Source organism: Bacteroides sp. f07 (genome assembly GCF_042854785.1).
GTDB lineage: Bacteria > Bacteroidota > Bacteroidia > Bacteroidales > Bacteroidaceae > Bacteroides.
In genome coordinates this window covers 1,900,933-1,924,929 of sequence record NZ_BAABXI010000001.1, presented here as the reverse complement: position 1 = coordinate 1,924,929, position 23,997 = coordinate 1,900,933, and the positions used below count along the sequence as shown (strand labels likewise).

Below are 23,997 nucleotides of genomic sequence, written 5' to 3'. Positions count from 1 at the left end.
AATCGTTTAAATAAAAAAATATATGTTCAGAACACACACTTGTGGAGAACTGAGAATCTCTGATGCTAACAAGCAAGTAACGCTGTCCGGCTGGGTACAGCGTAGTCGTAAAATGGGAGGGATGACATTCGTTGACCTTCGCGACCGTTACGGAATTACTCAATTAGTCTTTAACGAAGAAATCAATGCAGAACTTTGTGAGCGTGCCAATAAATTGGGGCGTGAGTTTGTCATTCAAATCACAGGAACAGTGAACGAACGTTTCAGTAAGAATGCCAACATTCCTACCGGAGATATTGAAATCATCGTTTCCGAGTTGAACATACTGAACACTGCTATGACGCCACCATTCACGATCGAAGATAATACAGATGGCGGTGATGATATCCGTATGAAATACCGTTACCTGGATCTACGTCGTAACGCTGTCCGCTCCAATTTGGAACTGCGCCACAAAATGACAATCGAAGTTCGCAAATATCTCGACAGCCTTGGGTTTATCGAAGTAGAAACACCGGTTCTGATCGGTTCTACCCCGGAAGGTGCACGTGACTTCGTTGTTCCGTCCCGAATGAATCCGGGACAATTCTATGCACTTCCGCAGTCACCGCAGACTTTAAAGCAATTATTGATGGTTTCCGGTTTCGACCGCTATTTCCAGATTGCTAAATGTTTCCGTGACGAGGATTTGCGTGCCGACCGTCAGCCGGAATTTACACAGATTGACTGTGAAATGAGTTTCGTAGAGCAGGAAGATATTATCACCACTTTCGAAGGGATGGCAAAACATCTGTTCAAGACTCTTCGTGGGGTAGAACTGACCGAACCGTTCCAGCGTATGGCTTGGGCTGATGCCATGAAATATTATGGTAGCGACAAGCCGGACTTGCGTTTCGACATGAAGTTCGTGGAACTGATGGATATCATGAAAGGACACGGATTCTCCGTATTCGACAATGCTGCTTATGTGGGTGGTATCTGTGCAGAAGGCGCTGCAACTTACACCCGTAAGCAACTGGATGCCTTGACTGACTTTGTGAAGAAACCTCAGATTGGTGCAAAAGGGTTGGTTTATGCCCGTGTGGAAGCAGACGGTACAGTAAAATCAAGTGTGGATAAATTCTATACACAAGAAGTTCTTCAGCAGATGAAGGAAGCATTTGGTGCTAAACCGGGTGACTTGATTCTGATTCTGTCCGGCGATGATGTGATGAAAACACGTAAACAGCTTTGTGAACTCCGTTTGGAAATGGGAGCTCAATTAGGCTTGCGTGACAAGAATAAGTTCGTTTGCCTTTGGGTTATCGACTTCCCGATGTTCGAATGGAGCGAAGAAGAAGGCCGCCTGATGGCTATGCATCATCCGTTTACGCATCCGAAGGAAGAAGATATTCCATTGTTGGATACTGATCCGGCAGCAGTGCGCGCTGATGCTTACGATATGGTTGTCAACGGTGTTGAAGTAGGTGGTGGTTCTATCCGTATCCACGATGCACAGTTGCAGGCGAAGATGTTCGAGATTTTGGGATTTACTCCTGAGAAGGCAGAGGCACAGTTCGGCTTCCTGATGAATGCCTTTAAATATGGTGCACCTCCTCATGGTGGTTTGGCATATGGGCTTGATCGTTGGGTGTCCTTATTTGCCGGTCTGGATTCTATCCGCGACTGTATCGCATTCCCGAAGAATAACTCCGGACGTGATGTAATGTTGGATGCGCCATCCGCAATTGACCAGACTCAACTTGACGAGCTGAATTTGATTGTTGATATCAAAGAAGGAGAGTGAAAGAATCTGTACGCATATTCCGTTTTATAGTAATCGGTACAATGAATGCCCTGATTATGGCATTGGTTGTATGGTTAATGATGAGAGAGATGTCATTCAACGGTGACTATATGGTGGCTAATATAACAGCGTACCTGATCGCTCAGATTCATAACTTTATCTGGTGCAAATATTGGATATTCCCTGTAGAAAATAAAAAGAACAGTCTCTGGAAACAGATACTGCTCTTTTGCTCTGCTTTCGGTCTAGCCTATACGGCACAATTTCTATTCCTTATTTTATTGGTGGAAGGACTGGATGTAAATGAATATCTGGCACAATTCCTGGGCTTATTTATCTATGGTGGTGCAAATTTTCTGACCAATAAGAAACTGACGTTTCAATAAGAAAGAATAATAAAGTATATAGAAAGGGCACAGAGTGTAAATTTATAGTTTACTTTGTGCCCTTTCTGTTATTTATATCTGTACGCTTTTCAGTCTAATCTAAAAAACGTTTAGTCAGCCCTTCGTATTCATCAATGCGGCGGTCGCGCAGGAACGGCCACCAGCGGCGTACGTTTTCCGAGCGTTCCATGTCAATCTCCACTACTATATTTTCCGGCCGGTTGTTTCCGGCTTGCGCCAGGAATTCCCCTTGCGGACCTGCTACGAAACTGTTTCCCCAAAATAAAATACCATTGGTTTGTCCTGACGGGTCAGGTTCGTGTCCTACACGGTTGACTGAGATGACGGGGAGTCCGTTTGCAACGGCATGGGCACGTTGTGAGATAATCCAGGCATTGAGCTGGCGTGCTTTCTCGTCGTCCGTATCACTGCTTTCCCAGCCGATGGCGGTAGGGTAGATTAATAGTTCAGCACCTTTTAGCGCCATTAAACGGGCAGCTTCCGGATACCATTGATCCCAGCATACCAATACGCCCAACTTTCCCAAAGAGGTCTGAATAGGTTCAAAGCCTATATCTCCGGGAGTAAAATAGAATTTCTCGTAATAAGCGGGATCATCAGGAATATGCATTTTCCGGTATTTGCCGGCAATGCTCCCGTCGCGGTCGAAAACGACGGCAGTATTATGATAAAGTCCGGGCGCACGCTTCTCGAAAAGAGAGGTCACAAGAACAACTCTGTTGGCTGCCGCCAGTTCTGAATAGAATCCGGTGGAAGGGCCGGGGATAGGTTCGGCTAGGTCGAACAGGTTTGTGTTTTCTGTCTGGCAGAAATAAAGTGAATTATGTAACTCTTGAAGCACAATCAGTTGCGCGCCATGTGCGGCACAAGCCTCTATGCTTTTAGCGAGGTTCATCAGGTTTACCCGAATATCAGAAGTGTTGGATTGTTGGATAAGTCCGACTTTTATCTTTCTCATGATGAATAATTTATTTTTAATATGCCTAATTATTTTAGAACTCCCATCGGATATTGCATGGTAACGCAGTGCAGAGAGCCATGTTGCTTGATTAAAGCGCGACAATCTATTCCGATTATTTGATGTTTTGGAAACGCTTGTTGCAATACTTCTCCGGCTCTCCTGTCATTTTCCGGCTGATTATAAGTCGGGTAGAGGACAGCCTCATTCAGAATCAGGAAATTAGCGTATGTGGCAGGCAGACGCTCGCCATCTGCTTCTATCTTGTCCGCCATGGGCAAGGCCAATAGCCGGTAAGGCTCTCCTGCCAATGTACGGAATGTTTTCAGTTGTTCTTCCATGGCAAGCAGTGCTTCGTAATGTTCGTCCGCTTCGTCCGTGCACTTCACGTAAGCAATGGTATCTGTGGAACAGAAACGTGCTAAAGTGTCAATATGACTATCAGTATCATCACCCGCCAGATAGCCATGGTCCAGCCAAAGAACTTTTTGCAGATGGAAGGTCGATTTCAGATATTCTTCTATCTCTACCTGGTTCAGTTTTCCGTTCCGCTTGGGAGAAAGCAGGCATTCGGAAGTGGTAAGTAGAGTTCCCATTCCATCGCTTTCTATGGAACCGCCTTCAAGGACAAAGTCCAGGCAGTCTATGTACTGTCCCTTCAAGGCTCCGGCTTCTACGGCTTTTTTAGTGATTTTGTCATCAAGTTCGGATGCAAATTTCAATCCCCAGCCATTGAATGTAAAATCAAGCAGCGAGGGATTACCGGTATCTATCATGGTGATAGCTCCGTGGTCACGTGCCCATGTGTCATTGGTAGCGCATTTCAGAAAGCGGACGTTATCCATATTGACAACAGCGCTTATCTGCTTCTTTACTTCTTCAGGTTCGGGAGTGACAATCAATAATAACTCACGTTCCGCTATCTCTTTGGCTATCTTGACGAAACATTCTTGTACTTCTGCCAGCATATATGCCCAGTCTGTGCCGGCATGCGGCCATGTCAATTGTATGCCGCTTTGCATATGCCATTCGGCAGGCAAATGAGGAGCTCTCATTTCTACTTGTACGGTCATGTTCTTACCGAAATTCAATTGCAAATCTTTCTCCGAGCCACTAGGACTAGGCAGTCCAACCATAATTCCCATCAGACTATTCTATTTAGTTATTTATATAATCGGTTTATTCATTCGCCGGCAACCGGTATTAATCTTTATTCTCCTGTTTCGGCTTCCGGTCGAAGAACGGATTTTTGGAAGATGCGCTGACCGGAATCGCCATTACCATTTTGCAGTCTTTCAGCCAGTTCAGGCGTTGGGCTGCCAGTCCGGCAGAGAACATCACACGTGTGTCTACACGCAAATCGGCAGCCGTGGCACAGGCTGAACCTATGGCGATACCTACATCAATGCTGTTTAGTGCGCAAGGGACACCTTCTGTACGTCCGGCGCAAGTTGCGAATCCGCAGTGACCGCAATTCAATCCCTGCGCTTGCTCGCGCGTTCCTATTAATATAACGCATTCGGCATTTAGTATGTTGTCGGCATCACGTAGAAAAAACTTCATTCCATGTTCTTCCACCATCGCTACCATCGTGTCCGACAATAGCTTAATCTCTTCGTCAGTGATTAAAACCATTTCGATAATGTCTATCCCTTTTCCCTTGGGAGCAGTGCGTGCGGCAGTCATCATTTGACGTGCCACCTGCAATATATGCTCATGGCGAGCGTCTCTTTCGTTCAGTATCATAACTTTTCTTGAATTAATTAGTCGGGCAAAGATAACGTTTTTCAAGAAAATAGTACCTTTGCCGGAAAGAAAGAATTCAAAACGTCATGTTACATATCAATAACGCCTGCATAACCTTTGGGACAGAAGTGCTTTTCTCCGGTTTCAACCTGAAACTGGAACGGGGAGAAACAGCCTGCATCGTAGGACAATCCGGTTGCGGAAAAACATCGTTGCTGAATGCAGTGATGGGATTCGTACCATTGAAAGAAGGGACTATTCGAGTGGGGGAAATATTACTTGGCATATCCACCATTGATAGTGTCCGGCGTCAGATTGCGTGGATTCCGCAAGAATTAGCATTGCCATTTGAATGGGTGAAAGAGATGGTTGCCCTGCCGTTCGAGTTGAAAGTGAATCGTTCGGTTCCTTTCTCGGAAGAAAGGCTTTTCGCTTGCTTTGACGAATTGGGACTGGAACATGAATTATATACAAAAAGAGTAAATGAGGTTTCGGGCGGACAGCGGCAACGCATTATGCTTGCAGTGGCTGCGATGCTTGATAAACCTCTCATTATCATAGATGAACCGACCTCTGCACTGGATGCCGGATCGACAGATAAAGTGGTGTCTTTTTTTCAGCGACAGGCGGAAAAAGGAGCAGCCGTACTTGCAGTGTCTCACGACAAGGATTTTGCGTCGGGATGTCATTATGTAATAGAACTATAACACGAATCAGCTAGAATTGTAAGTATACATACCGTGGGAACGATTGACATATCATATTATAACTTGGCCATAGGCTTGCTTCTGCTTGCCATCCCGTTCTTTTATCTATGGAAATTCAAGACGGGATTACTGAAACCTGCCGTGATTGGGACAGTGCGGATGATTATCCAACTGTTCTTCATCGGCATGTATTTGAAATATCTTTTTTTGTGGGACAATCCCTGGATTAATTTCCTTTGGGTGATTATTATGATATTCGTAGCCGGACAAACGGCTTTGGTACGTACCCAGTTAAAACGCAGTATTCTGCTGATTCCGATTTCCGTCGGGTTTCTTTGTAGTGTCGTGGTGGTGGGGTTGTATTTTATAGGTGTCGTTCTTCAACTGGATAATATTTTCAGTGCCCAATACTTTATTCCGATATTCGGTATTTTGATGGGGAATATGCTTTCGAGCAATGTTATCGCTTTGAATACTTATTATAGCGGATTGAAACGTGAACAACAGTTATATAGATATTTATTAGGTAACGGCGCAACCAGACAGGAAGCACAGGCACCGTTTATCCGGCAGGCGATTATTAAATCATTCAGTCCGTTGATAGCCAATATTGCGGTAATGGGACTGGTAGCTTTTCCGGGGACAATGATTGGGCAGATTCTAGGCGGAAGTACTCCGAATGTTGCCATTAAATATCAGATGATGATAATGGTGATTACATTCGCTGCATCCATGCTATCGTTGATGATAACCATTTCATTGGCCTCGCGAAAATCATTTGATGCATATGGGAAGCTCCTGGAAATATCGAAAGAAACAAAGAAATGACTATAATCGATCATATATTCCAGGAAGTTGCCGGGATATCCATACCGCATTTCTTTATTACAGTGGAATTTGCGGCATTGGGTAGCGGGATGCCCGAACATCTTGAAGCCTTTTTACGGGAAAAGCACAAGGCGATTCTTCAAGGTGCAAGCGGTCGTAAATTTATCTATCGGGAAGGAGAATGGCGATTGATTTTCACTTTTTTCCCTACGGACAGAGTAGTCGATGAACGGTATGCCCTCAAGAATAAAACCTCTATAAAGTTTGGTAAATAAAAAAAGATCTGCCATCTGCAACAAAACGTAAGCATCCGATAAAATACCCGTTTTCTCTATCATATTTTCATAGCACCTTTGCCTGTGCAATATTGCATGAACTTCTAACATATTTTCATTATGACAAAAGAACAATTTACCTCTTTACAGGAACTGCATCGTTTAAGCGGTCTGAATCTTCTGAAATTTCTGCAACGTGAACATGTCAGTTACTCCACGTACAATTATTGGAAACGTAAATCTTCCAGTGTTCCCGATCACGAGACATCTGCTCCCCAATCAGTCTTAACCCCCATCAGCCTGAAGTCCCCCTGTATTGCTTCCTCCTCTTCTGTTTCCGGAATGACCCTGTTGTTTCCTAATGGTGTCCGTGCCCATTTGGGTGCCGGTATGGAAGAGGCCGCTTCCCGTTTGATTAACCAATACGCCTGTTGCCATGTTCTGCCTGAATGATACGATGCGGTATTTTCTCTGCCCCGGCAGGACTGATATGCGCAAGGGTATCAGTTCTCTCTGCGGTGTGGTACACGAGCGTATGGGCTGCAGTGTCAGGAACGGTGATGTATTCATCTTCATTGGCAGCAGCCGTAAATTGATGAAGCTTCTCCATGCCGAGGATGGCGGTCTGGTGATGTATGTCAAGCGCCTTGAAGCCGGTCATTTCAAGATTCCCGAATATGACGAGAAATCGCGCAGCTATCCGATGGAATGGCGCGATCTTGTCATTATGGTGGAAGGAATCCGTGAATCTCCCGGGCAGCGTTTGAGACGTCTGAGGGCGGAACGAAATGTATATACTGTATAAAAATAGATGTCGTATTCCTTGTCTGTCCGGGATATATTTTGTACATTTATAGTGTAATTAAAAGAAACGGATTATGACTCAGGAAGAGATGCTTTCACAGATGAACTCAATGCTGCAGTCCCTGCAGCAGGTGAACGCATCCCAGGCTGAGACCATTATCAGGCTTACCCGGCAGAATGAATCCTTACAGAACCGTCTCAATGAGCTGACGGCTCAAGTCGCATGGCTGAACCGCCAGCTTTTCGGTCACAAGTCAGAGAAACTCCCGTCTCTTGATTCCAACCAGCCTGACCTGTTCGGTGACTTTCTTCCTGATAACGCGGCTGAACTGGAAAAAGCGCGTGAAGTAGCGGTGCAGACAATCACAAAAGAAACGGTGGAGAGCAAGAAACGGGAACGGAATAACCGCAGGATAATGGAAGGTCTTCCCGTACTTGAAAGGGTAATCATCGAGCCGGAAGACATTGACCTGGAACTGTACAGGAAGATTGGTGAGGAAGTGACCCGTGTGGTGGAACATAAGCCCGGACAACTTTATATAAAGGAGATTGTACGGCCCAAATATGCCCTTAAAGACAACACTTCACTTCCACCGGTCGGCAGAAAAGGAGTGGAGATAGCCGCCATGCCGCTGTTGCCTATATACAAAGGAATAGCGGGACCTACACTTTTGGCGGAGATACTCCTGCAGAAATATGAGTATCATCTTCCCTTCTACCGCCAGGTGAAACAGTTGCATCACCTGGGCTTCAAAGCTAGTGAAAGTACCATAGACGGATGGTTCAAGCCTGCGGTTGAACTTCTCAAGCCACTTTACGAGGTACTCAGGCAGGAAATCATGAAATCCGACTACATACAGGGGGATGAAACGACCGTACCTGTACTGGACAAGGCAGGACATCAGACCAACAAGGAATACTTGTGGATGGTCAGGGCAGTAGTCGAACGACTGGTGCTTTTCCATTATGACAAAGGATCACGGTCAGGTACGGTGATAGGGCAACTGGCTAAAAACTTCAAGGGTTATTTTCAATGTGACGGCTTTGAGGGTTACGAATCGGCTTTCAAGGTCAACCCGAATGTGCGCCTTGTTAACTGCATGGCTCATATACGCAGGTATTTTGAGCAGGCACTTGCTGAAAACAGGCAGATGGCGGAACATGCCTTAAAAGAAATACAGCTTCTATATCGCATAGAACATGACTGTGACCAGAAGCAGCTTACAGAAAATGAACGAATGGGAAAACGTCAGGAACTTGCTGGACCTATTATGGATGCCTTGAAGCTATGGATGGAAACAGAAGGGATAAAATACAGCCCAAACAGCCTGACCGGAAAGGCGATAACCTATGCCTATACCCGCTGGGAGAATATGATGAGGTATCTGCAGGATGGACGTATCCATATTGATAACAATCTGGCGGAAAATGCCATCCGACCAATCACATTGGGTAGAAAGAACTACTTGTTCTGTGGAGACCATCAGGCGGCCGTCAGCATGAGTGTCGTCTGTTCGTTACTGGCTACGTGCAAAGCGCATAAAGTAAATCCGCGCACTTATCTGAATGACGTTATAGCAAGAATGCCATATATGCAGAAGGCAAATTATGAGGAACTGCTACAAATGTTGCCACACAAATGGAAGGAAAAGAATAAAGAATGATGGAGATACAACGATAGATGGCTGCTTACCAGGAAAGGAGATACAGCCATTTTTTATAGTGTACTTTATCGGATGCTTACAACAAAACAGAGATAACACTCTGTCATATAATAGCTTACAGCGTTGCAGATACTGTTGCAGATAGGTTGCAGATAAAGGTATCTGCAACACATACCGATGGCACAGTATAAATAAAAGTTTCTTTTCACCGGATATAAAGTTCATGAGCTATATCCGAAGAGCCGGTATCCTGCGCGGGAACGCCCGTTTCCAGGCTGGGAACTCCAGTTTCCGCGGTGAGAAACTGGAGTTTCTATCTATGGAAACTGGCGTTTCCTACTAGGGAAACTCTAGTTCCCATGGCAGGAAACGCTGGCAACTTACTTTCCTTTGAGTTTTTCATACAAGCAACGAAGCTGTACGAACTGTTCTCCCGGTTGCACATATCCGCCTTCCAGCATTTTCTCCGAGACTTGAAATTTAGAGAGATGGTGACGTATATACTTCTCCAAGTCCGGCGATTGCTTCTTGACAAAGGCTTGTAGATCAACCTTTCCGTTTTGATGGACAAGCACTTTTGCTTTAATGGTGCGAAAGCCCCATTCCTTACAGTGTTTCGTCTCAGTTTTGTCTATCCAAAAGATAGCAGTGGCTTTTACTGTATCCACAATACACTCTTCCGTGTTATTGTTGCTTATACCTTCGGCAACTTGTTTCTCACCGTTTTTATTCGCTCTTGATTGACAGGAGACGATTAGGATGGCTAGTAGAAAATAGGGCAGGATAGCTTTCATCGTATTCAATTGTTATAGTATATGCGACAAATTTACTAAAAAAAGCGGGACAATGAGCGGTTGTTCCCTTTTATTTTCTTATCTTTGCAACCAAATTTTCTACCAATAATGAAAATTAAGGAAATAGTAAGCGCCCTTGAACGATTCGCGCCTCTGCCATTGCAAGACGGATTTGATAATGCCGGCCTGCAAATCGGATTGACAGAAGCGGAAGCAACAGGGGCTTTGTTGTGTCTTGACGTTACCGAAGCTGTGTTGGATGAAGCTATCGCGCTAGGGTACAACCTCGTTATATCGCATCATCCGCTCATTTTTAAAGGTTATAAATCCATCACAGGCAAGGATTATGTGGAACGCTGCATATTGAAAGCAATAAAGAATGATATTGTAATTTATTCGGCACATACCAATCTTGATAATGCCCAGGGTGGAGTCAACTATAAGATAGCCGAAAAAATAGGATTGAAGAACTTGAAAGTGCTCGAGCCGAAAGAGAACAGCTTGGTCAAATTAGTGACTTTTGTTCCTAATGCACAGGCAGACGCTGTACGCGAAGCATTGTTTGCAGCCGGATGCGGAAGCATAGGTAACTATGATTCATGCAGTTATAATCTGAAAGGAGAGGGAACTTTCCGGGCGAACGAAGGAGCACATCCTTTCTGTGGAACTGTCGGAGAACTGCACCGTGAAGATGAAGTGAGAATCGAAACCATTCTTCCTATATATAAGAAGGTGGAAGTTGTCAAGACATTACTGTCTGTACACCCGTATGAGGAACCGGCATTCGACTTGTATCCGTTGCAGAATGACTGGACACAGGCAGGTTCGGGAATTGTAGGCGAGCTGGACGAACCGGAAACGGAACTCGGATTTCTGAAACGCATCAAGAAAACCTTTGAAGTAGGTTGTGTGCGTCATAACAAATTGACAGGCAGAGAAATACAGAAGGTGGCATTATGTGGCGGTGCCGGGGCTTTCCTGCTTCCGCAGGCAATCCGGACAGGTGCGGATGTTTTTATTACGGGTGAAATTAAATATCATGATTATTTCGGCCATGAAGAAGATATCCTGATGGCAGAAATCGGTCATTACGAAAGCGAACAATATACAAAAGAGATTTTTTATTCTATAATCCGGGATTTATTTCCTAATTTTGCGCTCCAATTGAGTAAAATAAATACGAATCCCATAAAATATTTATAAGTAAAATGGCTAGAGAAGCAAAAAAAGATCCGAATGAGTTGACAGTAGAGCAGAAGTTGAAGACACTGTTCCAACTGCAAACTATGTTGTCTAAGATTGACGAGATCAAGACATTGAGAGGTGAACTTCCGTTGGAAGTGCAAGACCTTGAAGATGAGATTGCCGGTTTGAGTACTCGTATCGACAAGATTAAGGCTGAAGTAGATGAACTTAGAACAGCTATTTCCGGCAAGAAGGTAGAGATTGAAACGGCTAAAGCTTCGGTTGAAAAATATAAGTCACAGCAAGACAATGTCCGCAACAACCGTGAATATGACTTCCTGACAAAAGAAATCGAGTTCCAGACATTGGAAATCGAACTTTGCGAGAAGAGAATCAAGGAATACTCTGCGGACAGAGAAGAGAAAGAGGCTGAAGTGGTGAAGAACGAACAGATTCTGAACGAAAGACAAAAAGACCTCGAACAGAAGAAGAGCGAACTGGATGAAATTATCTCTGAAACCAAGCAGGAAGAAGAGAAGCTGAGAGACAAAGCCAAAGATTTGGAAACTAAAATCGAGCCGCGTCTGTTGCAGTCATTCAAACGTATCCGTAAGAACTCCCGCAACGGTCTGGGTATCGTGTACGTACAGCGTGATGCTTGTGGCGGATGTTTTAACAAGATTCCGCCTCAGAGACAGTTGGATATCCGCTCTCGTAAGAAAGTGATCGTTTGCGAATATTGCGGACGTATCATGATTGACCCGGAATTGGCTGGCGTACAGCTCGAACACAAGGTGGAAGAAGCTCCGGCACCAACTACCAAAAGAGCAATCAGAAGAAAAACAGCAGAATAAGAGTTTGTATTTTCGCAATATTTTTCAAAGCTCCGCATTATGGCGGAGCTTTTTTTATGCTCCTTTCTTAATATAAGTATGTCATGCAGATTTAAGTACGGTACTTATCCGAAATAAACAAACTAAACCTTTAGTTGTTATCATATCATTTTAATAAAAACCTGAACTGATATGAATATACGAGTGTGGGGCACATCGCTCCTTATGTTTCTTTCAACTCTGTCTGCAGTTGGACAAACTGCCAACCGTTATCTGAAAACGGCTATTCCCAACGAATGGGAAGAAAGTGGAGAAGTGTTTCAACAGACGCTTCCGGTGGACGATCATTGGTGGAAATCTTTCCGGGATACCAAGCTGGATTCTTTGATTGCCCTGGCTGTAGACCGTAATTTTTCTGTTGCGATGGCTATCAACCGTATATCTGCCGCCCGTGCCAATCTTTGGATGGAGCGCAGCAACTTCTTTCCTTCCATCGGGATGAATGCCGGATGGACTCGTGAGGAGACAAGCGGAAATACCAGTGCCTTGCCGCAGTCTACGGAGCATTACTACAATGCTTCGCTCAGTATGAGTTGGGAAATTGATATCTTCGGCAGTATCCGCAAACGGGTGAAAGCGCAAAAGGAGAATTTTGCCGCAAGTAAGGAAGAATATACGGGAGTGATGATTTCTATGGCAGCGGAAGTAGCCTCAGCCTATATCAACCTGCGGGAATTGCAGCAGCAACTTGAAGTGGTGAAAAAGAATGTCGATTCGCAGGAGAAAGTGTTGAAAATTACGGAAGTACGTTATAATACCGGACTTGTCGCCAAATTGGATGTCGCACAAGCCAAGTCCGTTTTGTATAGCACGAGAGCTTCTATTCCGCAACTGGAAGCAGGTATCAATCAATATATTACAACGTTGGCTGTTTTGTTAGGCATGTATCCTCAGGAAATTCGTCCAGTCTTGGAGGTAACGGGTACATTACCCGATTATATGGAACCCATCGGAGTGGGGATGCCTGTCGATTTATTATTGCGAAGACCCGATGTACGGAGTGCGGAGCGGAATGTAAACGCGCAGGCGGCATTGCTCGGAGCCTCTAAGGCCGACTGGTTGCCGAAAGTTTTTCTGAAAGGATCGTTTGGCTATGCTGCCCGTGACTTAAAAGACTTGGTGAAAAGTAAGAGTATGACTTATGAGATTGCTCCGGCGTTGAGTTGGACGATTTTCAGCGGCGGGCAGTTGGTCAACGCTACAAGGCTGGCAAAAGCCCAACTGGATGAAACGATTAATCAATTTAACCAGACAGTGCTGACTGCTGTGCAGGAAACTGATAATGCAATGAATTCCTATCGAAATTCCATCAAGCGGATTGTGGCGCTGAGAGAAGTGCGCAATCAAGGTGTCGAGACATTGAAATTTTCCTTGGAACTTTATAAACAAGGACTTTCTCCTTTTCAGAATGTGCTTGACGCACAACGTTCGCTGTTGTCTTATGAAAATCAACTGGTGCAGGCGGAAGGGAGTTCGTTGTTGCAACTCATAGCCCTTTACAAAGCTCTGGGCGGTGGCTGGCAAGAATAAAAAGAATCTATAATTAAAATATAACCTAACGGATATGAAAAAACTGATGTATATCTTTCTTGCGCTACCGATATTGACAGGATGCAAGGAGAAAAAGAGCGTAGGAGCGACGGGCGGGATGCCTGCTCCTGAAATTAGCGTGACCAAACCAGTAGTAGAGGATATTACTTTGACGAAAGATTATCCGGGCTATCTGGCAACGGAGCAGACGGTAAACCTGGTGGCGAGGGTAAACGGTACGTTGCAGGCAATTTCCTACACTCCGGGTGGGAGAGTAAAGAAGGGACAATTGCTGTTTGTCATCGAGCCTACCTTATATAAGGATAAGGTGGAACAGGCGGAAGCGGATTTGCAGACTGCCCGGGCACAACTGGAGTATGCACGCAGTAATTATAGCCGTATGAAGGAAGCTATAAAGAGTGATGCGGTAAGTCAGATACAGCTACTTCAATCGGAAGCTAATGTGACAGAAGGCATTGCGGCAGTGAATAATGCGGAAGCTGCTTTGAGTACGGCTCATACGAATCTGGGATACTGCTATGTCCGCGCTCCTTTTGACGGAACTATCACGAAGTCGACTGTGGACATAGGAAGTTATGTGGGCGGATCGTTGCAGCCCGTTACCTTGGCCACTATTTATAAGGACAATCAAATGTATGCGTATTTTAATGTAGCGGATAATCAGTGGCTGGGTATGGCGATGAATGATGGACAATCGGCAAGGAATCTGCCGCAGAAGATTATGGTACAATTAGGTAAAGACGGAACAACGTCTTATCCTGCCGTATTGGATTATTTGTCTCCGAATGTAGATATGAGTACGGGAACCTTGATGGTGCGCGCCAATTTTGATAACCCGAAAGGTATTTTGAAAAGCGGATTGTATGTGAGCATTACCCTTCCTTATGGAGAAGCTGAAAAGGCTGTATTGGTGAAGGAAGCTTCTATAGGGACCGATCAGTCGGGTAAATATCTGTATGTTGTAAATGACTCGGATATAGTTCATTACCGCCATATCGAAATAGGGCAGTTGATGGGGGATACCTTGCGTCAGGTGTTGAGCGGGATTTCTCCGCAAGAACGGTATGTCACGGAAGCTCTGATGAAAGTCAGAGACGGAATGAAGATAAAACCTGTACCATAAAGGGGGAGTCCTTTCATTTTAAGTATTAATCCTAAACTCATAGATTTATGTTTTCTAAATTCTTTATAAACCGACCGATCTTTGCCACAGTGCTTGCCCTGCTCATTGTGGTGGCCGGTCTGGTGACACTAAATATATTGCCCGTAGCGCAGTTTCCGGAAATTACACCGCCGACGGTGCAGGTATCTGCCGTCTATCCGGGGGCAAATGCTGAAACGGTGGCTCAGACGGTAGGTATTCCTATCGAACAGCAAGTGAATGGTGTAGACGGTATGCTCTATATGTCTTCCAATTCTTCTTCGTCGGGAGCGTACTCCCTGACTATCACTTTTGCTGTCGGTACGGATATCGACATGGCAACCGTGCAAGTACAGAACAGGGTAAGTATCGCGCAATCTTCGCTTCCCGAACCGGTAGTGGTGCAGGGGGTGACTGTGCAGAAACAATCTTCGAATATTGTTATGTTTCTGACGATGACTTCGCAGGATTCTGTCTACAATAGCTTGTATCTGACAAACTATGCTAAATTGAATCTTGTCGACCAGTTGACCCGTGTGCCGGGAGTCGGCGCGGTAAATGTGATGGGAGCGGGGGACTACTCAATGCGTGTCTGGCTGGATCCCGAAGCCATGCGGATTCGCAATATTTCACCGCAGCAGGTCTATCAAGCCATCCAGTCGCAGAATGTGGAAGTTTCCGCAGGATATATCGGGCAACCTATCGGACAGGATAATAAGAATGCGTTTCAATATAGTCTGAATGTACAGGGACGGCTTAAGTCACCGGAACAATTCGGTAATATCATCATCCGGACTGAGAAAGACGGAGCGATGCTTCGCCTGAAGGATATCGCCCGGATTGATTTGGGGTCTGCTTCTTATAGTGTGGTGTCCCGGCTGAATGGGAAACCTACGGCGGCTATCGCTATTTATCAGCAACCGGGTTCCAATTCTCTGGATGTTTCAAAAGGAGTGAAAGCCAAAATGGAAGAGTTGGCTGCCAATTTTCCGTCAGGAGTCTCTTATAATGTGACATTGGATACAACGGACGTGATTCATGCGTCTATTGATGAAGTGATGGTGACGTTCTTCGAGACTACTTTGCTGGTGGTGCTTGTCATTTTTCTGTTTCTTCAGAATTGGAGGGCGGTTATTATTCCATGTCTCACCATTCCGGTTTCTCTGATTGGTACGCTTGCTGTGATGGCGGCATTCGGGTTCTCTATCAATACGCTGACATTGTTCGGACTGATTTTGGCAGTTGCCATTGTGGTGGATGATGCGATAGTGGTGGTGGAGAATGCTTCGAGGTTGTTGGAAACCGGACAGTATTCACCTCGTGAAGCGGTGACGAAGGCAATGGGAGAGATTACGGGTCCGATTGTCGGGGTAGTGCTTGTGTTGCTTGCCGTGTTTATTCCTACGATGTTGATTAGTGGCATTTCCGGTCAGTTGTATAAGCAGTTTGCGTTGACCATTGCTGCGTCGACTGTATTGAGCGGTTTTAATTCGTTGACGTTGACGCCTGCGCTTTGTGCGTTGTTCCTTGAAAAGAGCAAGCCTTCCAAGTTCTTCATATACAGAGGGTTCAATAAGGCTTATGATAAAACGCAAGGGGTGTATGACGGGATCGTGAAGTGGCTGCTCAAACGTCCGGGATTCAGTTTTGTGTCTTATGCCATTTTGTCAGTTATTGCTGTTCTGCTCTTTATGCACTGGCCTTCTACGTTTGTTCCCGATGAAGATGACGGGTATTTTATTGCTGCGGTTCAGTTGCCGCCTGCTGCCAGTCTGGAACGTACACAGGCGGTTGGCGATAAGATTAACGCCATACTTGATTCGTATCCTGAGGTACAGAATTATATTGGTATCTCCGGTTTCTCCGTTATGGGCGGTGGTGAACAGAGTAATTCGGCTACCTACTTTGTTGTATTGAAAAATTGGAGTAAGAGGAAAGGGAAGGCGCATACGGCTGCTGCCGTTGTCAACCGTTTCAACGGTGAAGCATATATGACGATTCAAGGCGGGCAGGTGTTTGCGATGGTTCCGCCGGCTATTCCCGGCTTGGGAGCTTCGGGCGGTTTGCAACTTCAAGTGGAAGACCGGAAAAATCTGGGACCGACGGAGATGCAACAGGCTATCAACGCTCTGTTGGCTTCTTATCGCAGCAAGCCTGCTTTAGCCTCTATATCCAGTCAGTATCAGGCGAATGTGCCACAATATTTTCTCAATATAGACCGTGATAAAGTCCAGTTCATGGGAATTGCCCTGAATGATGTCTTTTCTACATTGGGATATTATATGGGAGCGGCATATGTGAATGATTTTGTGGAATTCGGACGGATTTATCAGGTGAAAATAGAGGCGCGCGACCAGGCGCAGCGAGTGATTGATGACGTGCTGAAGTTGAGTGTGCCGAATTCGGCAGGAGAGATGGTTCCTTTTTCTTCCTTTACCAAAGTGGAAGAGCAGTTGGGGCAGGATCAGATTAACCGGTATAATATGTATTCCACTGCGGCTTTGACTTGTAATGTAGCTCCCGGAAGTAGTACCGGGCAGGCTATTCAGGAAGTGGAAGCACTGTTTAAGGAGCAACTGGGAGATGAATTTGGTTACGAATGGACTTCTGTCGCCTATCAGGAAACGCAGGCGGGAAATACAACGACCATCGTCCTGATTATGGCTTTGATTGTTGCTTTCCTGGTTTTGGCGGCTCAATATGAAAGTTGGACGAGTCCGGTAGCGGCTGTCATCGGATTGCCGGTAGCATTGTTGGGGGCGATGATCGGTTGTTGGGTTATGGGGACTCCGGTGAGTATTTATACGCAGATCGGTATTATTCTCCTCATTGCGCTTTCGGCAAAGAACGGTATCTTGATTGTGGAGTTTGCCCGTGATTTCCGTGCTGAAGGTAACTCTATCCGTGAAGCGGCATTTGAAGCGGGACACGTTCGTCTACGTCCGATTCTGATGACGTCTTTTGCTTTCGTCTTAGGAGTGATGCCTTTATTGATTGCGACCGGAGCAGGTGCGGAGAGTCGTATTGCGTTGGGTGCCGCAGTGGTATTCGGTATGGCAATGAATACGCTGTTGGCTACGGTTTATGTTCCTAACTTCTATGAATTGATGCAGAAATTGCAGGAGAGATTCAGCAAAAAGAAAGTGGATGATAATGGGAAGAAAGACATCGTAACGCAAGAGTAAAAGTGCCCTGAGGGCTATTCAGGACAGCAGTTGATATAGTGACGCTATCCGTTCGGGATAGCGTCACTATAGTAGGCAAATAGCGTCACTATCTTGGACGGATAGTGACGCTATTTTTATACTGTGGATAAAGTATGTTTTGAGGGAGGGATAAACGGATGATTATAGGGAATTGTAATCAGGAATATCTTTCAGAAAAGTATAACTCTGATTTTCATAATCCATCCGGCAGCAATAGTGTTGCATCCCATTGCTGACAATCAGATAGTCTACTTTCAACACCATATTGTATCGGGTAATCTGATTGAAGACCGCTTGTGTGATTTCAATGTGGGGAGCTTTGTATTCCACAATCATCCGGGCGGATAAATCTCTCCGGTAAAGTACCGTGTCGCATCTTTTGGTAGTACCGTTCAACTTTACCATCACTTCATTGGCAATGAGTGCGGACGGGTATCCCTTATGTGCAATAAGAAAGTGAACGAAGTGTTGCCGTACCCATTCTTCCGGGGTAAGGGCGACATATCGCTTGCGAATCACGTCGAAAATTACATTTTTTCCGTTTCGTACGTTTATTTTAGTGTCGAATACTGGTAGGTTTAACGATAACATTTATTATTTTTGTAAGTTAAATAATGGGTTCCTTCATTTGGGACCACAAATTTAATGAAATTATGAAAACAAAAGAAGAAATCGTCGCTAATTGGCTGCCGCGTTACACAAAACGTAACCTGGAAGATTTTGGGGAGTATATTCTGTTGACTAACTTCAACAAGTACGTAGAGATTTTCGCCAATCAATTTGATGTTCCGATATTGGGTAGAGACGCTAATATGATCTCTGCTACTGCCGAAGGCATTACAATGATTAACTTCGGTATGGGAAGTCCTAATGCCGCAATTATTATGGATTTGCTGGGTGCCATTCGTCCGAAGGCTTGTCTGTTCCTTGGCAAATGCGGGGGCATCGACAAGAAGAATCAGCTTGGTGATTTGATTCTTCCTATTGCCGCTATTCGTGGTGAGGGAACTTCCAACGACTATTTTCCGCCTGAAGTCCCGGCATTACCCGCTTTTATGTTGCAACGTGCCGTTTCTTCATCTATCCGTGACAAAGGGCGTGACTACTGGACAGGTACTGTATATACTACCAACCGACGCATTTGGGAGCATGACGAAACATTCAAGGAATATCTGAAAAAGACTCGTGCCATGGCGGTTGATATGGAAACGGCTACTTTGTTTAGTTGTGGCTTTGCCAATCATATTCCTACAGGTGCGTTACTTTTGGTTTCTGACCAGCCGATGACTCCTGACGGAGTGAAAACGGATAAAAGCGATAATCTGGTCACTAGAAATTACGTAGAAGAGCATGTGGAGATAGGTATCGCTTCCTTGCGCATGATTATCGATGAAAAGAAAACTGTAAAACACTTGAAATTTGACTGGTAACTCCCGGTCTGAAAAATATATATGGCAAAACAAGAATTGACGTGTGATGACATCCTCAAAGAGTTGAGGGCGAAGCAGTATCGTCCTGTCTATTATCTGATGGGGGAAGAATCGTACTATATCGACCTGATCGCAGATTACATTGCGGATAATGTGTTGAACGAAACGGAAAAGGAGTTCAATCTGACCGTTGTGTACGGTGCTGATGTAGATGTAGCTACTATTATAAATGCTGCGAAACGTTATCCGATGATGTCTGAGCATCAGGTGGTAGTGGTAAAGGAAGCACAGGCAATCCGTAATATGGAGGAGTTGTCTTACTATCTTCAGAAACCGCTGCTCTCTACTATTTTGGTGATATGTCATAAACACGGTACGTTAGACCGCAGAAAAAAGTTGGCCGCCGAAATAGATAAAGTAGGTGTGTTGTTCGAATCGAAAAAGATAAAAGATGCACAGTTGCCGGCTTTTATTTCGTCTTATATGAAACGTAAAGGGGGGGATATGGAACCTAAAGCGACAGCTATGCTGGCTGACTTTGTAGGTTCTGATTTAAGCCGCCTGACTGGAGAACTGGAAAAACTGATTATCACTTTGCCTGCTGGTCAGCGACGTGTAACCCCTGAGCAAATAGAAAAGAATATCGGTATAAGCAAGGATTATAATAACTTTGAATTGCGGAGTGCGCTTGTAGAAAAGGATATTCTTAAGGCAAATAGGATAATAAAATATTTTGAAGAAAATCCGAAAACGAATCCGATACAGATGACATTGTCTCTGTTATTCAGCTTTTATTCTAACCTGATGCTGGCGTATTATGCACCTGATAAATCAGAGCAGGGAATTGCCAATATGCTGGGATTAAAGACATCCTGGCAAGCTAAAGATTACATAGCTGCTATGCGAAAATATAGTGGAGTAAAGACGATGCAAATCGTTGGTGAAATACGATATGCTGACGCAAAATCAAAAGGAGTAAAAAACAGTTCAATGACAGATGGAGATATTCTCCGCGAATTGGTGTTTAATATTTTGCATTAGAAAAATCGAGTTTCTGATATAATGAAAAGGCATATACTTTTACTAGAGATGGAATAGAGTATATGCCTTTTTTATATTCGTGTGATTTCTAGCTTTTATCTGAAATATACGTTTATATTTTGAATAAAAAATCAAACAAGAAATTAGCCGCATTTCTTTCCTTGTTTTTCTTTATTCTCTTTTAATAGCTTCCCCTCCAGTAGCCTTTATTTCTTTTATTAAAATTTCATTTCGTTATTTACAATGTTATTTTTCAGTTGGATGAATTCGCTTTTTCATTGAAAAATTTGAGTTCTTTACCAAAAGGTTGGTAGAGCCGGATATAGTAAGTATAACTCCCATTTGTTAGTGATAAAGTAGAAAACTCTCTTTTTAATGGTGATCTCAAAATATCATTTTGATAGTTCTAGGATTATTAGAGGACTATTAGCTTCATTTTTCTATTTCAACTAAATAATATAATTGAAAAATATGCAATAATTTATTGTATTACAGATGATTATATGTAAAAAGAGTCTTCTGGAATTGAAAAAAAACAGCGAATCGGGTAAATGGCTGGAAATATCGCAAGGATTCTTAGTTTTATAGTGGAATGTAAAAGATGATTTGATAAAATCTTGAAATACATTCGTAAATAATGAGGTTTATCCTTTATTTTATTGCAGGTGCAACTTATTGAATTTACAGTTGTGTATTTATGATTATACTCTTGTGATTAGTATTAATGTAAATGCTATACATATGTAATAAGATCGACATAAGTACAAATGTGTAAATATAAGTTTACAGAAATAATTTTCATGATATAAATGTAGTGGGAGAGTGTTTAACACTCATTTAATTACATATTATTGCTATGATTATCAGATGTATATGCGATTTGCTTGATTCTTTGCTATAAATTAGTAGTTTGTATGTTCGGTACTTTTGTAAATGCTCGTATTTATATAATATTATGCATGTATAATTAGCTTATTATCAATATCTAATATACTTTAGTTAAACTGAAGGTATTGTTTTAAAATATGCTGTTTTATCTATTATATAGACGTGATATTAGAATAGTGAATTTATGAATACTTTTGTAATATCCATATTTTTATATTTGTAATTTGCTTTTGTGAATTGTAATATTTACCTTTGTATAATGAAAATCTTTATATGTATTTTTGTGAAATCAACATTTGGTACATATAATTATAACTCAATAAAGGCAGTATGGAAATAAAAGACAGAATTAGAATGATTATGGAGAGGGAAAAAGTTCCCCCCAGAGTTTTTGCTGAGACAATTGGAGTTCAGCAGTCTACTCTTTCTCATATTTTAAATGATAGGAATAAGCCGAGTCTGGAAGTAGTGATGAAAGTTCATCAAACTTATAGTTACGTTAATCTTGAATGGTTACTATATGGAAAAGGTGAAATGTTAGCTTCTGTGGAAGAGTCTTCACTAGTTTCTTCTAATGGTGATTATCAACCTTCCTTGTTTGATGAGAATCCCGTAAATTCGTCCAAAGAGACGATTGCTTTGGAAAATCGCAAGGAAATGGCGTTAAGAAGTACTGAAAATGCGCCTAAAGAAATTGTAAAACAGGAGATTAGATATATAGAAAAGCCTGCTAGAAAAATCACCGAAATAAGGATTTTCTTTGATGATAATACTTATGAAACGTTTAGGCCTGAAAAATAAGTGGTAAAATCGCAGGTTTGAGCAAATTCCTGTATCTTTGCACTCGGAATACGAATTTATACTTTTTATATCCATACATGAAGAAATTTATTTTAGATCTGACGGTTACTGAGAATATCAGACTGCATGCTAATTATGTATTGCTAAAACTGACTTCTCAATCGTTACTGCCCGAAATGTTGCCGGGGCAGTTCGCTGAACTTCGGGTGGACGGTTCGCTTACCACATTCCTGCGTCGCCCTATTTCTATTAATTTTGTAGATAAACAACGAAATGAAGTATGGTTTCTGATCCAACTGGTTGGAGACGGAACAAGACGCTTGGCAGAAATAAATCCAGGCGATATAATCAATACGATACTTCCGTTGGGGAATGGCTACACAATGCCGCAGATGCCTTCTGATAAGCTCCTGTTAGTTGGTGGTGGTGTCGGTACGGCTCCTATGTTGTATTTGGGTGAACAATTGGTCAAAAATGGCCATAAACCTATATTCCTTTTAGGGGCGCGTAGTGATAAAGACTTGTTGCAACTAGAGGAATTTGCTAAATATGGTGAAGTGTACACTACGACGGAGGATGGCAGTCATGGAGAGAAAGGATATGTCACCCAACATTCTATATTAAATAAGGTGCGATTTGAGCAAATTTACACTTGTGGTCCTAAACCTATGATGATGGCGGTGGCAAAATATGCCAAAAGTAATCAGATAGAATGTGAAGTATCTTTGGAAAACACAATGGCTTGTGGTATCGGAGCATGCTTATGTTGTGTGGAAAATACGACAGAAGGTCACTTGTGTGTATGTAAAGAAGGTCCTGTTTTTAATATAAATAAACTACTATGGCAGATTTAAGTGTAAATATTGGTGAATTACAAATGAAGAATCCGGTGATGACGGCATCCGGTACATTTGGATACGGTGAAGAGTTCTCGGATTTCATTGATATAGCGCGAATAGGCGGTATCATTGTAAAAGGAACTACTCTTCACAAACGTGAAGGAAACCCATATCCACGTATGGCCGAAACTCCTTCGGGTATGTTAAACGCTGTAGGACTGCAAAATAAGGGTGTTGACTACTTCGTAGAACATATATATCCCCGCATAAAGGACATACAAACGAATATGATTGTAAACGTTTCGGGTTCCGCTATCGAGGATTATGTGAAAACGGCCGAAATTATTAATGAACTTGACAAAATTCCTGCTATAGAATTAAACATCTCTTGCCCTAATGTAAAGCAAGGTGGTATGGCTTTTGGTGTGTCAGCAAAAGGTGCGTCAGAAGTAGTAAAAGCTGTGCGTTCTGCTTACAAAAAGACACTTATCGTAAAACTCTCCCCGAATGTCACTGACATCACTGAAATAGCTCGAGCAGCAGAAGAAAGTGGTGCGGATAGTGTGTCATTAATCAATACATTGCTGGGAATGGCGATTGATGCGGAACGTAGACGTCCTATTTTGTCTACTATAACAGGCGGAATGTCCGGAGCTGCCGTAAAACCTATCGCATTGCGTATGGTATGGCAGGTTGCTAAATCGGTAAAGATTCCTGTCATCGGTTTAGGGGGGATAATGGACTGGAAAGATGCGGTTGAATTCATGCTTGCAGGTGCATCTGCTATCCAGATTGGTACAGCAAATTTCATAGATCCAGCCGTTACCATCAAGGTAGAAGATGGTATAAATAATTACTTGGATAGACACGGATATAAGTCTGTGAGAGAAATTATTGGTGCGCTTGAGGTATAACGGCAAACATACAATAACCATTCGCACAGGATAAGCTGGAAAAATGCTATTTTCTCTCCGGGGTTTTGAGACAAGCGTCAGGCTAAAGATAATGGCTAAAAAAGAAATCGGTGTTTAGGGGAAGAGCAGAAAGTGGAAT

The 23,997-nt window shown here is 43.4% G+C and carries 23 protein-coding genes; 18 read left to right on the top strand and 5 right to left on the bottom strand.

Annotation, left to right across the window (positions count from 1 at the left end; genetic code table 11):
- Positions 1-22 precede the first annotated feature (22 nt).
- Positions 23-1,786: an aspartate--tRNA ligase gene (gene aspS, locus ACGHVY_RS07645; RefSeq protein ID WP_390598200.1), complete on the top strand. Its 1,764-nt coding sequence runs from the start codon at positions 23-25 to the stop codon at positions 1,784-1,786.
- Positions 1,783-2,172 (top strand): GtrA family protein, encoded by a 390-nt coding sequence (locus ACGHVY_RS07640; protein WP_390598198.1) that lies wholly within the window; start codon positions 1,783-1,785, stop codon positions 2,170-2,172. The genes aspS and ACGHVY_RS07640 overlap by 4 nt, the downstream gene beginning before the upstream one ends.
- A gap of 94 nt (positions 2,173-2,266) precedes the next feature.
- Here ACGHVY_RS07640 and ACGHVY_RS07635 read toward each other — a convergent pair whose 3' ends face one another.
- Genes ACGHVY_RS07635 through ACGHVY_RS07625 form a run of 3 tightly spaced genes read right to left on the bottom strand, consistent with a single transcriptional unit; the run spans position 2,267 to position 4,897 of the window.
- Positions 2,267-3,151: a carbon-nitrogen hydrolase gene (locus ACGHVY_RS07635; RefSeq protein WP_308747074.1), complete on the bottom strand. Its 885-nt coding sequence runs from the start codon at positions 3,149-3,151 to the stop codon at positions 2,267-2,269.
- 29 nt (positions 3,152-3,180) lie between these two features.
- Entirely contained in the window at positions 3,181-4,296 is a 1,116-nt protein-coding gene (locus tag ACGHVY_RS07630) for an agmatine deiminase family protein (protein WP_390598196.1), read from the bottom strand.
- Between the two features lie 58 nt (positions 4,297-4,354).
- Positions 4,355-4,897: a DUF2148 domain-containing protein gene (locus tag ACGHVY_RS07625; protein ID WP_308747072.1), complete on the bottom strand. Its 543-nt coding sequence runs from the start codon at positions 4,895-4,897 to the stop codon at positions 4,355-4,357.
- A gap of 86 nt (positions 4,898-4,983) precedes the next feature.
- Here ACGHVY_RS07625 and ACGHVY_RS07620 point away from each other — a divergent pair, with 86 nt between their 5' ends.
- The 6 genes from ACGHVY_RS07620 (at position 4,984) to tnpC (ending at position 9,175) form a co-directional block, all read left to right on the top strand.
- Positions 4,984-5,604: an ATP-binding cassette domain-containing protein gene (locus ACGHVY_RS07620; RefSeq protein WP_390598194.1), complete on the top strand. Its 621-nt coding sequence runs from the start codon at positions 4,984-4,986 to the stop codon at positions 5,602-5,604.
- Between the two features lie 33 nt (positions 5,605-5,637).
- The gene (locus ACGHVY_RS07615) at positions 5,638-6,432 is read left to right on the top strand and encodes an ABC transporter permease (protein WP_308747070.1); all 795 of its coding nucleotides are present in this window, start codon (positions 5,638-5,640) and stop codon (positions 6,430-6,432) included.
- Positions 6,429-6,707 carry a hypothetical protein gene (locus ACGHVY_RS07610; protein ID WP_308747069.1) on the top strand — a complete coding sequence of 93 codons (279 nt, stop codon included), beginning with the start codon at positions 6,429-6,431 and terminating at the stop codon, positions 6,705-6,707. The genes ACGHVY_RS07615 and ACGHVY_RS07610 overlap by 4 nt, the downstream gene beginning before the upstream one ends.
- A gap of 120 nt (positions 6,708-6,827) precedes the next feature.
- Positions 6,828-7,160, top strand: a complete 333-nt coding sequence (gene tnpA / locus ACGHVY_RS07605) for an IS66 family insertion sequence element accessory protein TnpA (RefSeq protein ID WP_390597428.1) — start codon at positions 6,828-6,830, stop codon at positions 7,158-7,160.
- Positions 7,144-7,512: an IS66 family insertion sequence element accessory protein TnpB gene (gene tnpB / locus ACGHVY_RS07600; protein WP_167511782.1), complete on the top strand. Its 369-nt coding sequence runs from the start codon at positions 7,144-7,146 to the stop codon at positions 7,510-7,512. The genes tnpA and tnpB overlap by 17 nt, the downstream gene beginning before the upstream one ends.
- A gap of 73 nt (positions 7,513-7,585) precedes the next feature.
- Positions 7,586-9,175 (top strand): IS66 family transposase, encoded by a 1,590-nt coding sequence (gene tnpC, locus ACGHVY_RS07595; RefSeq protein ID WP_195473342.1) that lies wholly within the window; start codon positions 7,586-7,588, stop codon positions 9,173-9,175.
- Between the two features lie 380 nt (positions 9,176-9,555).
- Here the strand turns inward: tnpC and ACGHVY_RS07590 are convergent, their stop codons facing one another.
- A complete protein-coding gene (locus ACGHVY_RS07590; RefSeq protein WP_390598192.1) occupies positions 9,556-9,969 on the bottom strand; it encodes a DUF4891 domain-containing protein in 414 nt (137 codons plus the stop codon).
- A gap of 108 nt (positions 9,970-10,077) precedes the next feature.
- Between ACGHVY_RS07590 and ACGHVY_RS07585 the strand changes: the two genes are divergently transcribed.
- From ACGHVY_RS07585 to ACGHVY_RS07565, 5 genes are all read left to right on the top strand, one after another.
- A complete protein-coding gene (locus ACGHVY_RS07585; RefSeq protein ID WP_390598190.1) occupies positions 10,078-11,172 on the top strand; it encodes a Nif3-like dinuclear metal center hexameric protein in 1,095 nt (364 codons plus the stop codon).
- A gap of 5 nt (positions 11,173-11,177) precedes the next feature.
- On the top strand, positions 11,178-12,008 hold the full coding sequence (locus ACGHVY_RS07580) for a zinc ribbon domain-containing protein (protein ID WP_390598189.1): 831 nt from the start codon (positions 11,178-11,180) through the stop codon (positions 12,006-12,008).
- Positions 12,009-12,179: 171 nt separating this feature from the next.
- The gene (locus ACGHVY_RS07575; RefSeq protein WP_390598187.1) at positions 12,180-13,577 is read left to right on the top strand and encodes an efflux transporter outer membrane subunit; all 1,398 of its coding nucleotides are present in this window, start codon (positions 12,180-12,182) and stop codon (positions 13,575-13,577) included.
- 34 nt (positions 13,578-13,611) lie between these two features.
- Positions 13,612-14,721, top strand: coding sequence for an efflux RND transporter periplasmic adaptor subunit (locus ACGHVY_RS07570; RefSeq protein ID WP_390598185.1), 1,110 nt, complete (start codon positions 13,612-13,614; stop codon positions 14,719-14,721).
- Between the two features lie 47 nt (positions 14,722-14,768).
- On the top strand, positions 14,769-17,924 hold the full coding sequence (locus ACGHVY_RS07565; RefSeq protein WP_390598183.1) for an efflux RND transporter permease subunit: 3,156 nt from the start codon (positions 14,769-14,771) through the stop codon (positions 17,922-17,924).
- 162 nt (positions 17,925-18,086) lie between these two features.
- Here the strand turns inward: ACGHVY_RS07565 and ACGHVY_RS07560 are convergent, their stop codons facing one another.
- Positions 18,087-18,536, bottom strand: a complete 450-nt coding sequence (locus ACGHVY_RS07560; RefSeq protein WP_308747024.1) for a type I restriction enzyme HsdR N-terminal domain-containing protein — start codon at positions 18,534-18,536, stop codon at positions 18,087-18,089.
- A 62-nt stretch (positions 18,537-18,598) separates the two neighbouring features.
- On the opposite strand from ACGHVY_RS07560, the gene ACGHVY_RS07555 reads away from it, so the two are divergent.
- The 5 genes from ACGHVY_RS07555 to ACGHVY_RS07535 all read left to right on the top strand — a co-directional run bounded on the left by ACGHVY_RS07555 (position 18,599) and on the right by ACGHVY_RS07535 (position 23,858).
- Positions 18,599-19,375 (top strand): AMP nucleosidase, encoded by a 777-nt coding sequence (locus ACGHVY_RS07555; RefSeq protein WP_022137464.1) that lies wholly within the window; start codon positions 18,599-18,601, stop codon positions 19,373-19,375.
- Positions 19,376-19,396: 21 nt separating this feature from the next.
- The gene (gene holA / locus ACGHVY_RS07550; protein WP_390598180.1) at positions 19,397-20,416 is read left to right on the top strand and encodes a DNA polymerase III subunit delta; all 1,020 of its coding nucleotides are present in this window, start codon (positions 19,397-19,399) and stop codon (positions 20,414-20,416) included.
- Between the two features lie 1,218 nt (positions 20,417-21,634).
- A complete protein-coding gene (locus ACGHVY_RS07545; RefSeq protein WP_308747026.1) occupies positions 21,635-22,105 on the top strand; it encodes a helix-turn-helix transcriptional regulator in 471 nt (156 codons plus the stop codon).
- 77 nt (positions 22,106-22,182) lie between these two features.
- Complete coding sequence (locus ACGHVY_RS07540; protein ID WP_390598178.1) at positions 22,183-22,959, top strand: dihydroorotate dehydrogenase electron transfer subunit; 777 nt, start codon at positions 22,183-22,185, stop codon at positions 22,957-22,959.
- The gene (locus ACGHVY_RS07535) at positions 22,947-23,858 is read left to right on the top strand and encodes a dihydroorotate dehydrogenase (protein WP_308747027.1); all 912 of its coding nucleotides are present in this window, start codon (positions 22,947-22,949) and stop codon (positions 23,856-23,858) included. Before ACGHVY_RS07540 ends, ACGHVY_RS07535 begins: the two co-directional genes overlap by 13 nt.
- The last annotated feature ends 139 nt before the right edge of the window (positions 23,859-23,997 follow it).